15 protein-coding genes are annotated in these 15,381 nt (G+C 70.1%); 3 read left to right on the forward strand and 12 right to left on the reverse strand.

Translation table 11 applies throughout. The annotated features are described in order from the left end of the window. Positions 1-397: 397 nt before the first annotated feature. The 4 genes from HF576_RS07070 to HF576_RS07085 all read right to left on the reverse strand — a co-directional run bounded on the left by HF576_RS07070 (position 398) and on the right by HF576_RS07085 (position 4,341). A complete protein-coding gene (locus HF576_RS07070; protein ID WP_168912123.1) occupies positions 398-1,036 on the reverse strand; it encodes a UdgX family uracil-DNA binding protein in 639 nt (212 codons plus the stop codon). Positions 1,037-1,144: 108 nt separating this feature from the next. After that, the gene (locus HF576_RS07075) at positions 1,145-1,993 is read right to left on the reverse strand and encodes a DUF4184 family protein (RefSeq protein WP_168912124.1); all 849 of its coding nucleotides are present in this window, start codon (positions 1,991-1,993) and stop codon (positions 1,145-1,147) included. A gap of 24 nt (positions 1,994-2,017) precedes the next feature. Further along, on the reverse strand, positions 2,018-3,322 hold the full coding sequence (gene tyrS / locus HF576_RS07080; protein ID WP_168912125.1) for a tyrosine--tRNA ligase: 1,305 nt from the start codon (positions 3,320-3,322) through the stop codon (positions 2,018-2,020). 65 nt (positions 3,323-3,387) lie between these two features. Beyond that, positions 3,388-4,341 (reverse strand): aldo/keto reductase, encoded by a 954-nt coding sequence (locus tag HF576_RS07085; RefSeq protein ID WP_168912126.1) that lies wholly within the window; start codon positions 4,339-4,341, stop codon positions 3,388-3,390. A 54-nt stretch (positions 4,342-4,395) separates the two neighbouring features. Between HF576_RS07085 and HF576_RS07090 the strand changes: the two genes are divergently transcribed. Together HF576_RS07090 and HF576_RS07095 are read left to right on the forward strand one after the other, a co-directional pair. Continuing rightward, complete coding sequence (locus tag HF576_RS07090) at positions 4,396-4,806, forward strand: MerR family transcriptional regulator (RefSeq protein WP_168912127.1); 411 nt, start codon at positions 4,396-4,398, stop codon at positions 4,804-4,806. Positions 4,807-4,904: 98 nt separating this feature from the next. Continuing rightward, positions 4,905-5,519 (forward strand): DNA-binding protein, encoded by a 615-nt coding sequence (locus HF576_RS07095; protein ID WP_168912128.1) that lies wholly within the window; start codon positions 4,905-4,907, stop codon positions 5,517-5,519. Here HF576_RS07095 and HF576_RS07100 read toward each other — a convergent pair. After that, positions 5,491-6,645, reverse strand: a complete 1,155-nt coding sequence (locus tag HF576_RS07100; RefSeq protein ID WP_168912129.1) for a PKD domain-containing protein — start codon at positions 6,643-6,645, stop codon at positions 5,491-5,493. The two genes, HF576_RS07095 and HF576_RS07100, sit on opposite strands and share 29 nt — an antisense overlap. A gap of 212 nt (positions 6,646-6,857) precedes the next feature. Here HF576_RS07100 and HF576_RS07105 point away from each other — a divergent pair, with 212 nt between their 5' ends. Beyond that, the gene (locus HF576_RS07105) at positions 6,858-7,448 is read left to right on the forward strand and encodes a hypothetical protein (protein ID WP_168912130.1); all 591 of its coding nucleotides are present in this window, start codon (positions 6,858-6,860) and stop codon (positions 7,446-7,448) included. A gap of 61 nt (positions 7,449-7,509) precedes the next feature. On the opposite strand, the gene argH is transcribed toward HF576_RS07105, so the two are convergent. From argH to argC, 7 genes are read right to left on the reverse strand one after another with little or no spacing between them, the layout of a single operon-like run. Further along, complete coding sequence (gene argH, locus HF576_RS07110; RefSeq protein ID WP_168912131.1) at positions 7,510-8,940, reverse strand: argininosuccinate lyase; 1,431 nt, start codon at positions 8,938-8,940, stop codon at positions 7,510-7,512. 9 nt (positions 8,941-8,949) lie between these two features. Continuing rightward, on the reverse strand, positions 8,950-10,071 hold the full coding sequence (locus HF576_RS07115; RefSeq protein ID WP_168912132.1) for a heparan-alpha-glucosaminide N-acetyltransferase domain-containing protein: 1,122 nt from the start codon (positions 10,069-10,071) through the stop codon (positions 8,950-8,952). Between the two features lies 1 nt (position 10,072). After that, entirely contained in the window at positions 10,073-10,996 is a 924-nt protein-coding gene (gene argF, locus HF576_RS07120; protein ID WP_168912133.1) for an ornithine carbamoyltransferase, read from the reverse strand. After that, positions 10,993-12,234 (reverse strand): acetylornithine transaminase, encoded by a 1,242-nt coding sequence (locus HF576_RS07125; RefSeq protein ID WP_168912134.1) that lies wholly within the window; start codon positions 12,232-12,234, stop codon positions 10,993-10,995. Before HF576_RS07125 ends, argF begins: the two co-directional genes overlap by 4 nt. Beyond that, complete coding sequence (gene argB / locus HF576_RS07130) at positions 12,231-13,130, reverse strand: acetylglutamate kinase (protein WP_168912135.1); 900 nt, start codon at positions 13,128-13,130, stop codon at positions 12,231-12,233. Before argB ends, HF576_RS07125 begins: the two co-directional genes overlap by 4 nt. Beyond that, positions 13,127-14,284, reverse strand: a complete 1,158-nt coding sequence (gene argJ, locus HF576_RS07135) for a bifunctional glutamate N-acetyltransferase/amino-acid acetyltransferase ArgJ (RefSeq protein ID WP_168912136.1) — start codon at positions 14,282-14,284, stop codon at positions 13,127-13,129. The genes argB and argJ overlap by 4 nt, the downstream gene beginning before the upstream one ends. Then, complete coding sequence (gene argC / locus HF576_RS07140) at positions 14,281-15,363, reverse strand: N-acetyl-gamma-glutamyl-phosphate reductase (RefSeq protein ID WP_168912137.1); 1,083 nt, start codon at positions 15,361-15,363, stop codon at positions 14,281-14,283. Before argC ends, argJ begins: the two co-directional genes overlap by 4 nt. Positions 15,364-15,381 lie beyond the last annotated feature (18 nt).

Here is a 15,381-nt window from a genome sequence, read left to right on the forward strand (position 1 = left end):
CACCAAAAGATGGCCGACGAGGTTATTTGGCATTTGACAAGTGCACGCTGTTGAGTTCTCAAGGATCAGACGCACCCACCCACCAACCACCACACAAGGCAGCCAGCACAGCAGGGCAACTTCACTATCTTACCCCAGCCAGTCCGTCTGTCAAACCGACGCGCAGACGATCTTGAATCATCTGCACCGGCGGCGACCGCGGTTCCCGGAGGGGACTCCCCATCATAGACCCGAAGGCCGACTCGCTCAATGCGAGATACTGAAGGGGATCGGTTCTCCTCTTGAGGGGGCGGGGCCTCTCGGCCTCTCCGCTCTACCCTTTGGGGCGAACAGGTAAAACATTACGTGAGCCTGGCCCATCGGTCGAATCGGCACTGCACCCCGGGCGTGTCGCGCGTCAGGACGCGGGTCGCCGCACGGCATCCCGCGCCACGCCGAGGTCTCTGACGAACTCCTCGAAGGCGAACTCCCGAGGGTCGCGCTCGCGGATTCGGAGGATGGCCGACGGGTGCACGGTGACCGTGACGCTGCGGCGTCCGAACGCCTGCACCACTCCGCGTTCCGCCGAGATCTTGACCGGACGCCCGAGCACCGCACGCCCTGCGGTCGCGCCGAGACACACGAGCACCGACGCGTCGACACGATCCAGCTCCGCGTCCAGCCACGGCCCGCACGCTTCGATGTGCCCGACATCCGGACGGCGATGGATGCGGCGCTTGCCGCGCTCCTCGAAGCGGAAATGCTTCACGGCGTTCGTGACGTACACCTCGCTGCGATCGATGCCGGCGGCCTCGAGGGCCTGATCGAGGATGCGTCCAGCGGGTCCGATGAACGGCTCCCCCGCCCGGTCCTCCTTGTCTCCTGGCTGCTCCCCGACGAGCATGATGCGCGCACCCTCGCCGCCCTCGCCGAACACCGCCTGTGTGGCATCGCGCCACAGCTCGCAGCCGCGGCATCCCTGCACCGCCTCGCGCAGCTCGCCGATGCCGCCGGTGTCTGGCACCCATTCCTGTGCTCCCGGCCTGTCCTCGTCCACCCGTCGAACGCTAGGCGATCGCCTCCGCGCCGACGAGGCCCTGGTCACACCTGTCTCGCGGGGGGTATCGTTCCACTCCCCCGCTCGTCGGACGGGCAGCGAACGCGCCTACGACGCCGGATCGGCGATGTGGCCGGCCGAGCGGTTCCGCACCAGCACCTGCACGAGGATGCACAGCACCACCGTGAGCCCGCCCCATAGGGCGCAGGCCGGGGGCAGCACCCGATACGCGAGGTGCGCCGCGGTGAACTCGGCGTCGAGCGGGCCGAGCGCGACGAGCCCCCACGACCACGCCACGATCAGAAAGACGGGCAGCGAGAGCCACCACGTCCAGCGCACCCACGACGGCACCGCACGGGCGACGGATGCCACGGGTCGGCGGCGTGCCAGCCACAGCACCAGGAACACCCCGATGACGGCGAGCCCCAGTGCGGTGGACCCGTGCTGCAGCCATTTGAAGCCGGCGAGGGGACCCCACTGCTCCTCGAGGACGGGGATCGCCGTGACCCCCCAGCGACCCTCGTGAGTGAAGAGATCCCACACGATGTGGCTGGCGACGCCGAGCAGGAGCGATGCCAGCAGCAGGAGCAAGCCGCCCCACGAGACGTGCCACCGGCGCGGCCCGCCGTCGTCAGCGGCCGAGATCGCCAGCGTCTCACGGAGGGCTACGGCCACGCCGGCATCCCAATCACCCGGCAATCGCCTCGCCATCCACACCGGCGAGAGCTCGCGTGTCGCCGGTCGGAGCACGCACCGCCACACCAGCAACAGCGCGAGCGCCACGAGCACCGTGACGGGAATCCATTCGAACGCGTGGGAGCGCCCGTAGTGCAGCGGAAGACCCCGGACGAACAGCGGCAGATCAGGTGTCATCGCGCCCACCGCGATCGCCGCCGGTACGAGCGGCGTCCGCACGAACGGCAGAGCGACGACCGCGTGGCTCGGTGTGAACGGCATGCGCGCCCTTCGGCAGGGTCGGGGTCAGCGCTGGACGAAGACGCCGGCGAGCGTCTTCTTGCCGCGCCGCAGCACCGAAACCCCACCGGGGAGCCCGCCGGTCACCTCGACCGACTCGTCGGGAACACGGTCGCCGTCGAGCGAGACACCGCCCTGGGCGATGGCGCGGCGCGCCTCGGAGAGGCTGGACACGAGCCCGGTGTCGACGAGCGCGCGCGCCACGGGCGTCCCCGCCGGCACCGACGCGTTCGGGAGCTCCTGCAAGGCCTCACGCAGGGTGGCCGCGTCGAGCGTGGCGAGGTCGCCCTGACCGAAGAGCGCGTCGGATGCCGCGATCACGGCGGATGCCGCATCCGTCCCGTGCACGAACGTCGTCACCTCACGCGCGAGCCGCCGCTGCGCCTCGCGCCGGAACGGCTCTGCGGCGACCAGGCGCTCGTACTCCTCGATCTCGTCGCGAGTGAGGAACGTGAAGATCTTCATGCGGGTGATCACATCGGCGTCGTCGGTGTTCAGCCAGAACTGGTACATCCGGTAGGGACTGCACATCGCCGGGTCGAGCCAGATCGCGTTGCCCTCGCTCTTGCCGAACTTGGTGCCGTCGCTGTTGGTGATCAACGGCGTGCCGATCGCGTGCACCGACTCGTGCTCGACGTAGTGGATGAGATCGACGCCGCTCGTGAGATTTCCCCACTGGTCGCTGCCGCCGGTCTGCAGCACGCAGCCGTAAGCGCGGAAGAGCTCCAGGTAGTCCAGTCCCTGCAGGATCTGATAGCTGAACTCGGTGTAGCTGATGCCGGCCTCGGAGTTCAGCCGCGCGGCGACCGCATCCTTCTTGAGCATCGTGCCGACCCGGTAGTGCTTGCCGATCTCACGGAGGAAGTCGATCGCGCTCATCGGCGCGGTCCAGTCCAGGTTGTTGACGATGCGCGCCGCGTTGTCGCCTTCGAAGCTGAGGAACCGCTCGACCTGCGAACGCAGGTAGCCCACCCACTCCGACACCGTCTCCTTGGTGTTGAGCGTGCGCTCCGACGAGGGCCGGGGGTCGCCGATGAGTCCGGTCGAGCCTCCGACGAGCCCCAGCGGCTTGTGTCCGGCGAGCTGCAGGCGGCGCATCGTGAGCAGCTGCACGAGGTTGCCCAGATGCAGGCTCGGCGCCGTCGGGTCGAACCCGCAGTAATACGTGATCGGGTCCCCGGCGAGCAGCGCGCGCAGCGCTTCCTGATCGGTGGACACATGCACGAGTCCGCGCCACACAAGTTCGTCCCACACGTTCTCGAACGTCGGGTCGTTGGCGGGCGCGGTCGCGCTCACGACGGTTTCAGACACGCGGTTCAGGCTATCAGCGACGGATGCCCCGGCCCGGCTCGAGCGCCGGGCCGAGGCATCCGCTCCTACGCCGGCTGATCGAGGCGCGAGAGCTGCTCGGCCGTCAGGCTGATGCGCACGGCATCCATCGCGGCGTCGAGCTGGGCGACCTTGCTGCCGCCGAGCATGGGCCGCACGCCGTGGGCGACGTGCCACGCGAGCACCGTCTGGCCACGAGTCGCGCCGAGCTCGGCCGCGACGGCATCGAGTTCGGCGAGGCGCCGGGACGTGCCGGGATGCTCGTACACCTCGGGAATGTCCTTCTCGGGATTGTCGTACGCGCCGCCGAGCAGAGGCGTGTACGCCCACACCTCGAGTCCGTGCGTCTCGGCGTAGTCCCGCTGCTCGTCGCTGTAGACACCGAACCGGTGCTCGACCCCAGGGGGCCGCGTGCCCGGTCGTACGCGCAGGTACGTCGCGTTCAGCTGCAGGGCGTCGATCGGCGTGGCGCCCAGGTGGCGCGCGTGCGCTCTGGCGCGCTCGATCCGCCATGCCGGGTGATTGGATGCCCCGACGCGGGCGGTCAAACCGCCGCCGGTCAGCTCTGCCAACGCCTCCACGGTCTCTTCGATCGGCGTGGTGCGGTCTTCCTGATGGAGCCAGAGGAGGTCGACGGCGTCCACGCCCAGGCGCTCGAGGCTTCCGGAGAACGCCTCGAGCACGGCCCGGCGCGACAGGCCTGCGCGGCGGTCCGGCCACGAGCCGGCCCACAACGGCTCGGCCCCGAGCTTGGTCGCGATGCGCACGCGATCGCGCACTCCGGGTCGTGCGGCCAGCCAGCGTCCGAGCACGCGCTCGCTGTCGCCGCCTTGACCCGTCTCACTCGCCCAGAAGCTGTAGCAGTCGGCGGTGTCGATCCAGACCCCGCCCCGCTCGACGAAGCGGTCGAGCAGCGCGAAGGACGTGTCCTCGTCGATGGTGGTGCCGAACATCATGGCACCGAGGACGAGCGGGGATGTGGGAGGAGTCGGAGTGGTCATGAATCCACTGTGCAACCTGGAGTTCGCTCCAGGTCAAGCTCTAGGCTGAAAGACATGGCGACATACTCCCCCGCCGAGGCTGCGGCGATCTCGGGCTTCTCGCTCGACACGCTGCGGTATTACGAGCGCGAAGGCATTCTTCCGCGGGTGGCCCGCACCGCCGGAGGTCATCGGGTCTTCTCCGAGGCGGACGTGGGAACCCTCGGGTTCCTCAAGTGCCTGCGCGAGACGGGAATGCCGATCGAGCGGCTGCGCCGGTACGGCGAGCTCTGCCAGGACGAGGGCACGATCCCCGATCGCATCGCTCTGCTCGAGGAGCACGCGACGGCCGTGCGCCGCGAGCTCGAGGAGCTTCTGGCGCAGCAGGCCCGGCTCGACGAGAAGCTGGACTGGTACCGCGGAGAACTCGACCGTCGCTCGACGACGGCAACGCCCGCAGAGTCCTCGGCTCCGAATATCGTCTAGGAACTTAACTCTGTCGTGCTTTAGCCTGTAGTCTTTCAAAGATGAAGCGCACAAGCTAAACTCACCATTAGTTCAGCTTCACGACTAAAGGGCGACAGATGTATGTGATCACCGCTGACCAGCGCGACAGTCGCACGAGCGCCGACCTGGTGCCCGATGCGCTCTCGAGCGTGGGGCGCCGCGGTGGTGCGCGCCTGCCGCTCGCGCCTGAGCGCACCGCCGGCGATGAGATCCAGGTCGCCGTCTCCGACGGCGCGACCGTGCTCGCCATCGTGCTCGACTTGACGCGGTCGCAGACCTGGAGCGTCGGCGTCGGCGTCGGCGCGGTCGAGTCCCCGCTGCCGCCGACAGTGAGGGCAGCCCGAGGCGAGGCGTTCCTGAACGCGCGCGACGCCGTCGACCGCGCCAAGAAGGCGACGACACGCGTGGCGATCACGGCACCCGAGAACGGCGCCGACGCCGAGGCTCTGGTGCGCCTCCTCATCGAACTCCGCGACCGACGCTCGGCCGAAGGCTGGGAGGTTCACGACCTGCTGGCTCGAGGCCTGACCCAGCGGGAGGCGGCGTCTCGGCTGGGCATCTCGGAAGGCGCTGTGAGCCTGCGTGCGAAGACGGCGGCGCTGCGGGCCGAGGAGGCGGCCGTGCCCGCCCTCGAACGCGTTCTGGAGAACCTCGACCGGCAGGTCACGACGCCGATCGACGCACGTCGCTGAGATCCTCGACCAGCCGACGCAGCTCGTCGTCGCTGGTACTCCGGGCTTCGAACGCGGACTCCGCCCTCGTCATCAGCTCGAGGAAGGTGGTCGGCGTCCCATCGAGGACGATCTCGGCATCCCAGGTCACCGCACCGCTGGCGAAGTGCAGCCACGCAGCGAGGAGCTCGGCGGCCGCGCGCTTCTCCGCATCGCCGGCGCGCTCAGCCAGCAGAGCGTACGCATCGCCGAGCGAGCCCGCGGCGTCGTGCTCGTCGAAGACCTCCGACACCGCCGCCACGACGTCGAGGTACGCGGCGGCCGTCGACGGATCCATCGCAGGGTCGTCCGCCGCGCCCGAGAATCGGTGCGTCCACCACGCCGGACCGTGAGCCGCGTCGGCGTCTCCCGTCACGACCACTCCGGTGACGGCATCCGTCACCCCGCCGTCGCCGTCGTCCACCGACACCTTGAGATATCCGACCCCCGCGGTGGCGAAGCGCTCGGTCACGGCACCGGATGCCGTGAACGGCGCGGTCCCGGCAGGGCTGAGCGGCGAATCGGGACCGAACCCGTCGTTGAACACCTGCGCGACCGCGCCGGTGGACCACGTGAAGGTCGCATCGTCGCTGCCCGTATCGAGTGACTCGACGGATGCCTCCACCGAGCCGTCGACGCGGGTCACGACGTAGTCGCCGCCTGGGAACTCCACGACGCCGTCGACAGCGAGCTCGGCCTCCGGAGGCAGGTTGCGCACCTCGAGGGGCACTGCCTCCACCCCCACCGCCCCATCCTCGTCGGTGACTGTCACAGCGATCGAGTAGGTCCCGTCATCTCCGTAGACATGGTCGACGCCGCGAGCCAGCCGCGCGATCGTCACCTGCTCCGGGGGCCCGGCCTCGCCCCAGTCGATCTCCGCGGCGACGGCGTCCGCACCGCGTGTGGACACGGTGGCCCTCACCGTCGAGACGTCGCCCTCCGGTCCGGCCAGGATCGTCACCGACACGGAGGGCGGCTGATCCTGCAGATCCGCGGTGGCGGGCGCGGCCGGCACCATCAGCATCCCCGTGACCGACACCGCGACCGCGACCGCGGCTGTCCGACCGGCCCCCGGCATCCCGCGGCGTTCCTTCGTGTGCGTGCTCATCGCTCCCCCATCCGCCCGCGTGAACGCGCGGACGCACATGCACGGCGTGAGCCCGATACGCGTCCGACGAGACGCACGGCTCTCCCCATCGCCGTCCCCCTGGGGCCACGGTACGCCCCGACCGCCCGCCCCGCCAGAGCGTTCAGCCGGGGATGGACCGCACCGGATGCCGCACCCGGGCCACGTCGAAGGCCCGTGTCAGACTGAGCCACATGGTCTCCCCCGACGTCGTGCTGATCGCCGCGCTCTCGATCTTCCTGTTCCTCGCGCTCTGCGGCGCATTGGTCCTGGTGGTGGTGAGCCTGCGCAAGCCCACCGACGTGCCGCTCATCATCGCCGGGGTGCTGGTGGTGCTGTGCGTGCTGGTCGTGACGGTGTCGCCGGTGAACGTGCCGCTGTTCGTCGGGCTCGGCATCGCGCTGCTCGGCACGGCCCTCTCCGTGCTCGGCGGCAACCCGGTCACGCGGCGAGTGCTCGAGATCGCCACGCACGGACGTGTTCCCGAAGGCGACAACGGGGGCATCCTGCTGCGGGCGCCCTCGATTGCGGGCGGGACCGAAGGCGCCGTACGCGAAGTGCTGCGCGGCGGCACCACCATCGGCTACCTCGAGCGGATCGCCGTCGCCCTGGGCCTGATCGCGGGGTTCCCGGAATCGATCGCCGTGGTGGTCGCCCTCAAGGGCATCGGCCGGTTCTCTGAGCTGGCGGCGGCGGAGGCGAGGGAGAGGTTCATCATCGGCACGCTCGCGAGCCTCGTGTGGGCGTGCGCCGTGGCGGCACTGGTGCGCCTGGCGATCTGGTGAGCCGACGACGCTGATCCGGTGACCAGGCCCGCGCCGTCGGGAGACCTGGGTGGTGGAGCGCTCAGATGCCGAGAGCGTGCGCGGCCGACTGGACCCGCTCGACCAGTTCGACACGCTGCTCGCCGACCCGGACGGGGGCCGTGCCACCGGTGCCGGTGCGGCTCGCGACCGAGCCCGCCACGCTCAGCACCGTTCGCACCTCGGGGGTCAGGTGCGCCGAGACGCCCGCGAGCTGCTCGTCGGTGACCTCGTGCAACTCGATGCCGTTCTCTTCGCAGACCCGGACCAGGTGGCCCGAGATCTCATGGGCGTCCCGGAACGGCACGCCGCGCTTCACGAGCCACTCGGCGACATCGGTCGCGAGCGAGAAGCCCTGCGGGGCGAGCGCCGCCATGCGCTCGGTGTCGAACCGCATCGTGGCGATCATCCCCGCGAACGCGGGCAGCACCGTCTCGAGCGTGCGCACCGAGTCGAAGACCGGCTCCTTGTCTTCCTGCAGATCTCGGTTGTACGCCAGCGGCAGGGCCTTGAGCGTCGCGAGCAGACCGGTGAGGTTGCCGATGAGACGCCCCGCCTTGCCGCGTGCGAGCTCGGCGATGTCGGGGTTCTTCTTCTGCGGCATGATGCTCGAGCCGGTGGAGTATCCGTCGTCGAGCGTGACGAAGCCGAACTCGCGCGTGTTCCACAGGATGATCTCTTCGGCGAACCGCGACACGTCGATGCCGATCATCGCAGCGATGAACGCGAACTCCGCGACGACATCACGCGAGGAGGTGCCGTCCAGCGAGTTCTCGGCAGGACGATCGAGTCCCAGCTCGCGGGCGACGAGCTGCGGGTCGAGCCCGAGGGTCGAACCGGCGAGCGCGCCGCCGCCGTACGGCGACACCGCCGCGCGTGCCGACCAGTCCCGCAGTCGCTCGAGATCGCGCACCAGCGGCCAGGCGTGCGCCTGGAGGTGGTGGGCGAGCAGCACCGGCTGCGCGTGCTGAAGGTGCGTGCGGCCCGGCATGATCGCGTCCGGGTGGGCTTCGGCCTGCGCCACCAGCGCATCCACGACCCGCAGGATGTCGCGCGCGATCGTGCGCGAGTGGTCGAGGAGGTACATCCGGACGAGCGTCGCGATCTGGTCGTTGCGGCTGCGCCCCGCGCGCAGCTTGCCGCCGAGCTCCGGACCGACGACCGCGATGAGCGCTTGTTCCAGCGCACCATGGACGTCTTCGTCCGACTCAGACGGCCGCAAGGTGCCGTCGCCGATCCCTCGAGCGAGGGTGTCGAGCCCCTCGTGCATGGCGCGCTCTTCGTCGGCGGTGAGATAGCCGGCCGCGGCGAGCGCCTTCGCGTGGGCGTGCGAGCCGGCGATGTCGTAGAGCGCGAGGTCCCAGTCGAAATGGGTCGAGCGACTGAGCTCGGCGAGTTCGGGTGAGGGGCCTGTGGCGAAGCGGGCTCCCCACAGTGCGCCCTCGTTGGTGCCGTCGGCCTTGGATTCACTCACCGGTCCAGCCTAGCGACGGGGCGCGGCGGCTCGCGCCGGCGCGTCCCGCACCGTGAGGCGGGCCACGCGGTCGACAGCTGCCTCGAGTGGACCGCGGCCGACCAGCAGCGCCCACGCGGTGCAGAAGACGACGGTCCCCAGGGTGAGCGGCCAGAACGGCTCGAGATCGCGGAAGCCGCTGAGATCGCCGGAGTCCCCCAGCACGACGGAGGCGATGATCGCCCACACCACCAGTTGCAGCGTGTACGCGGTGAGGGGCATCGCGCCGACTGCGCGGAGCGGGAGCACGGCCCAGCGCACGACCGTGCGACATACCAGCAGACTCGCGCCGAGGACGGCGAGCGCGAACCCTCCCGACCCGACCGCCTCGAGCAGCCCGCTGGAGTGCGGACGTGCGGTCCACACCGCCCCGAGGTAGGACATGGCCTCGGACTGCTCGTCCGCGCCGGAGGCAGCGTGCAACCCGTACGCGAGCGCCGCGAGCGCGCCCCCGGCGCCCAGCAGCCACCACTGCACGTGGCGGCGGGTGACGCCGGCGCGGGCGGCCCCCATGCCCGCGGCCACGAACGCGATCCACGTCGTGAACGGGTAGTGCCATCCGATCGCGAGCGCCAGCTCGTGCCCGCCGATCATGGACCACAGCGGCAGCGCATCGAGCGCGACCTGGACGAACGGCATGACGAGCGCGAGCCCCGCCGCCAGGACGAGGAGCGTGGGCGCGGTGAGCCGGGTCAGCGGCACGGCGACGAGGAACAGCAGGGCATAGGCGGGAAGGATCACGAACACCGGGACGCCGGTGAGGATGAGCAGGATGCCGAGGAGCCACAGCACGAAGGCCCGCACCACCAGCCGCAGCCGCGCGGTCGCCGCCGCATCTCCGGCCAGCGGCACGCGGCCACCGGTCACGAGGCCGATCGAGACGCCGGCGAGGACGGCGAAGAGGATCGACGAGCGCCCCTGGACGACCGCCAGCCACGAGGCCGGTTCAGCGAGCTCGACGGGTCCCCGGATCCACAGCAGATGCGCGGCGAACATCCCCAGCACCGCGAGCGACCGCGCCAGGTCGACGCCGAGGATGCGCGGGGGCGCGTTGAGGCGGTCCCAGCGTGTGGCGAGGTACCCGCGGGACATCTCAGTCCTGGCGCAGCAGCCAGACCAGGAGCGCCTTCTGGGCATGGAGGCGGTTCTCGGCCTCGTCCCACACGACGCTCTGCGGGCCGTCGATGACCTCGGCGTCGACCTCGTAGCCGCGATCGGCAGGAAGGCAGTGGATGAAGATCGCGTCGTCCTTCGCGAGGGCCATCAGCTCCTGGGTCACCTTGTACCCGCCGAGGTCGCGCAGCCGCTCGAGCTTCTCCTCCTCCTTGCCCATCGACACCCAGGTGTCGGTGACGACGACGTCGGCACCGGCCGCGGCCTCGTTGGGATCGGTGTAGAGCGTCACGGAACCGCCGGTCTGCTCGGCACGACGGTCGGCGTCGGCGATCACGTCGTCGCGGGGCGCGTACGTCTCGGGCGAGGCGACGCGCACGTGCATGCCGGCCGTCACGCACGCCAGGACGTAGGAGTGCGCCATGTTCGATTTGCCGTCGCCGAAGAACGCGAGCGTGAGGCCCGCGAGGTTCCCCTTGTGCTCCTTGATCGTGAGCAGATCGGCCAGCAGCTGGCAAGGGTGGAAGTCGTCGCTGAGCGCGTTGACGACCGGGACGCGCGTGCCCGCGGCCATCTGCTCGAGCCCTGCCTGCGCATACGTGCGCCAGACGATCGCCGCCACCTGGCGCTCGAGGACTCGCGCCGTGTCGGCAGGGGTCTCTTTGCCGCCGAGCTGGCTGTTCGCTGTCGAGATGATCAGCGGGGAACCGCCCAGATCGGCGATCCCGACCGCGAACGAGACCCGGGTACGCGTGGAGGACTTGTCGAAGATGACCGCGACGGTCTGCGGTCCCTCGAGCGGCTTGAGCTTCCAGCGATCCTTCTTGAGGGCGACGGCGAGGTCGAGGATCTCGTCCTGCTCCGCCTGGCTCAGGTCGTCGTCGCGCAGCAGGTGGCGGGTCATGCGGGAACCTCCGTGGCATCGTGCGCGGGCTCCAGGAGCAGCGCGTCCTCGACGGTGCGCAGTGCCGCGGTGAAGAGCGCGAGGAACTCGTCGATCTCGACGTCGCCGATGGTCAGCGCCGGCACGAGCCGGATCGTCTCGTCGTTGGGGGCGTTGATCACCAGGCCGTGCTCCTGGGCCGCCGAGACGACGGCCTTGGCGACGGGATGGCGCAGCGCCACGCCCAGCAGCAGCCCGCGGCCGCGGCATCCGGCGATCAGTTCCGAGTCGATGCCGAGGATCCCCTCGCGCAGCTGCTCGCCCCGCTCGGCGGCATTGCGGACCAGGTCCGCACGCTCGATCTCGCCGAGCACGGCGCCCGCCACGGCGGTGCCCAAGGCGTTGCCGCCGAACGTGGACCCGTGCGTGCCCGGGTAGAACAGCTCGCTCGCGGCGCCGAAGGTGATGAGCGCTCCGATCGGGAAGCCGCCGCCGATGCCCTTCGCGACGGTGATCGCGTCCGGCGTGATGCCGGCGTGCTGGAAGGCGAACCACTCCCCCGTACGGCCCGCGCCGGTCTGGATCTCGTCGATGATCAGCAGTGCGCCGTGGCGCGCGGTGATCTCGCGCGCCGCTTCGAGATAGCCCTCGGGCAGGTCGATCACACCGGCTTCGCCCTTGACGGGCTCGACGAAGAGCGCGGCGACGCGGTCATCGATCGCCGCCTCGAGAGCGTCGGCCGTCGAGTCGATGAACTCGACGCCGGGCGTCATCGGCAGGAACGGCTCCTGCATCCACGGCTTGCCCGTGAGGGCGAGGGTGCCCATGGTGCGACCGTGGAACGCGTCCTTGAGCGCCAGGATACGGGGGCGGTCGGCTCCCGCCCGGCGGCTCTGGGCGCCGTGCAGGCGGGCGAGCTTGAAGGCGGCCTCGTTGGCCTCGGCGCCCGAGTTGCCGAAATACACGCGGCCCGAATCGCCGGTACCGGCGAGGCGCTTGAGCGTCGCGGCGAGGGCGAGCTGCGGCGGCGTCGCGAAGTAGTTCGAGACGTGCGCCAGGGTCGCCGCCTGCGTCGAGATCGCCTCGACGAATGCCGGGTGGGCGTGGCCGAGCGAGTCCACCGCGATCCCCGCGAGGAAGTCGAGGTATCGCCGCCCCTCGGCATCCCACAGGTACGAGCCCTCACCTCGCACGAACAGCGCCATCCGTTCGCCGAAGCTGCGTACGAGGTCGCGCCCCGCGTCTTCCTGCCACGTCATCCGAGCACCACCTCTGTTCCGATTCCCTTGCTGGTGAAGATCTCCACGAGCACCGAATGCGGCACCCGCCCGTCGATGATCGCCGCGGTCTCGACGCCGCCCTCGACGGCCTCGAGGCACGCCGACATCTTGGGGATCATCCCCGACTCGAGCCGCGGCATCATCGCGCGCAGGTCCGTCGAGGTCAGGTGCGACACGAGCGAGTCGCGATTCGGCCAGTCGGCATACAGCCCCGGCACGTCGGTGAGCACGACCAGCTTGGCCGCCCCGAGCGCCACCGCGAGAGCGGATGCCGCGGCATCCGCATTCACGTTGAGCGAATGACCCGGGTGGTCGAGGTCGGGCGCGATGCTGGAGACGACCGGGATCCGGCCGGCCGCGAGCTGGTCGAGCACCGGCTGCGGGTCGACCTCGACCACATCGCCGACGCGGCCGAGGTCGTGCTCGACGCCCTCGATCACCACGCCGCGGCGGCGGCCACCGAACAGGCCCGCGTCCTCGCCGCTGAGGCCGGTGGCGACCGGACCGTGCGCGTTGATCTTCGACACGAGCTGCGGGTTGATCTGGCCGGTCAGCACCATCCGGACGACCGAGATCGCCTCGGTCGAGGTGACGCGGTAGCCGCCCTTGAACTCGCTCGGGATCTCGAGGCGGTCGAGCATCGACGAGATCTGCGGACCGCCGCCGTGCACCACGACGGGCTTGACCCCGACGTAGCGGAGGTAGGCGATATCGGCGGCGAAGGCATCCTGGAGCTCTTCCGAGACCATCGCGTTGCCGCCGTACTTCACCACCACGATCTGCTCGCGGAAGCGCTTGAGCCACGGCAGCGACTCGATGAGCGTGACCGCGCGGGCGCTGGCTTCGCCGGGATCCGTGTCTTGCAGGTCTGTCATGAGGAGTACGCGCTGTTCTCGTGGACGTAGTCGTGAGTGAGGTCGTTGGTGAGGATCCGGGCCGACGCGGTCCCCACCTTCAGGTCGATCATCACCGCGGTGGCGCGAGGAGTCAGATCGACCTCTTCACGCGGCCGATCGGGGCCGCCGGCGGCGCACACGCGCACGCCGTTCATCCAGACGTCGACGTCGTACGGGTCGAAAGCGGCCTGTGTCGTGCCGATCGCAGCGAGCACGCGGCCCCAGTTGGGGTCGTTGCCGAAGATGGCCGCCTTGAAGAGGTTGTTGCGGGCGACCGAGCGGCCGACCTCGAGAGCGTCGTCCTCGGATGCCGCATTCTGCACGAAGATCGTGATGTCGTGGCTGGCACCCTCGGCGTCGCCCTGCAGCTGCTCCGCGAGAATGGTGCAGATCTCGGCGAGTGCCTCGCGGAAGGCGTCGGGATCGGGCGTGATGCCCGACGCGCCGCTGGCCATGAGCGTGACCTGGTCGTTGGTCGACATGCAGCCGTCCGAGTCGAGGCGATCGAAGCTGAGGCGCGTGGCGTGACGGAGGTGAGCGTCGGCCTCCTCGGCGGTGAGAACCGCGTCGGTCGTGATCACCACGAGCATGGTGGCGAGGCCCGGCGCCAGCATCCCGGCACCCTTGGCCATGCCGCCGATCGTCCAGCCGTCCTGCGTGTGCGCGGCGCGCTTGGGCCGCGAGTCCGTCGTCATGATCGCGAGGGATGCCGCCTCCCCGCCGTCCGCCGACAGCTCGGCGATCGCTTGCGCCGTGCCGCCGAGCACCTTGGCCCGGAACACCTCGTCGCCGGTGCCGATGAGTCCGGTCGAGCACACCAGCACATCCCCGGCGCTCACACCGAGCAGCTCAGCCGCCTTCTCGGCGGTCTGGTGCGTGGTCTGGAAGCCGAACGACCCGGTGAAGCAGTTCGCACCGCCTGAGTTCAGGACGATCGCCTCGACCACCCCGTCCTGGACTGACCGCTCCGACCAGATGATGGGATTCGCCTTCGCCCGGTTGCTCGTGAACACGGCGGCGCCGACCTTGAGCGGCCCGCGGTTCACGACGACCGCGACGTCGGGCTTGCCGGTCGATTTGAGGCCCGCGGCCACTCCGGCCGCTTCGAAACCCTGGGGCGCGGTGACGCTCACGGGGCAACTCCGTTCACCGTCAGCGCCGTGCCTTCGTCGAGACCCAGCGCGATGTTCATGGACTGCACCGCGGCGCCGGCGGTGCCCTTGGTGAGGTTGTCGACCGCCGTCACGACGACGACGCGGTTCGCAGCGCGGTCGATCGCAAGCCCCATGAGGGCGGTGTTGGCGCCGAGCACGTCGGCGGTCCGCGGGAACTGGCCGGCCGGAAGCAGCTGCACGAACGTCTCGTCGCCGTACGCCGCCTCCCACGCGGCCCGGATCTGGTCGTCCGTGACGCCCGGCGCGATCGGAGCCGACGACGTCGCAAGGATGCCGCGCGCCATCGGCACCAGGACGGGAGTGAAGGAGATCCGGATGCCGCGGTCCGGGGCATCCGTCAACTCAATCGCCGCCTCGCCCGACGTGCGGGCGGCCACGAGCGCCTGCCGGATCTCGGGAATGTGCCGATGCGTGCCGCCGACGGCGTAGGGATTGGCGCTGCCCAGGATCTCGCTGGCCAGCAGGTTGGCCTTGAGGCTCTTGCCCGCGCCCGACGGCCCCACCGCCAGAACGGTGACGATGTCGCCCGGGTCGATCACGCCCGCAGCGACACCCGGCGCGAGGCTCAGGCTCACGGTCGAGGCGTTGCAACCGGGGGCTGCGATGCGCCTGGCGCCCACGAGTCGTTCGCGCTGCTTCGCACCCGCGACCGGCAGCTCCGGAACCCCGTAGACCCACGGCTCGTGGAAGTCGCCGCCGTAGAAGCGATCCCAGTCGGCCACCGACTCGAGCCGGTGATCGGCGCCTGCGTCGATGACCAGCGGCGTGTCGCCGAGCGCGTCGGTGTACTGGCCCGACTGGCCGTGCGGGAGGGCGAGGAAGACGATGTCATGGCCCGCGAGGATCTCGGGCGTGGTGTCCTGCAGGGTCAGATGAGCAAGCGACCGCAGGTGCGGCTGGTGCTGGATGAGCGGCTGTCCCGCGTTGGAGTGCGCGGTCACGGTGCGGATCTCGACGTCGGGATGCGCGGCGAGGATCCGCAGGATCTCGCCGCCCGCATAGCCGGATGCGCCGGAGACGGCGACCGAATATGTCATGGATTCCACCTTAGAGTC

Origin of the sequence: Microbacterium salsuginis, assembly GCF_012524205.1 — a bacterium.
In the GTDB taxonomy this organism is placed as follows: Bacteria; Actinomycetota; Actinomycetes; order Actinomycetales; family Microbacteriaceae; genus Microbacterium; species Microbacterium salsuginis.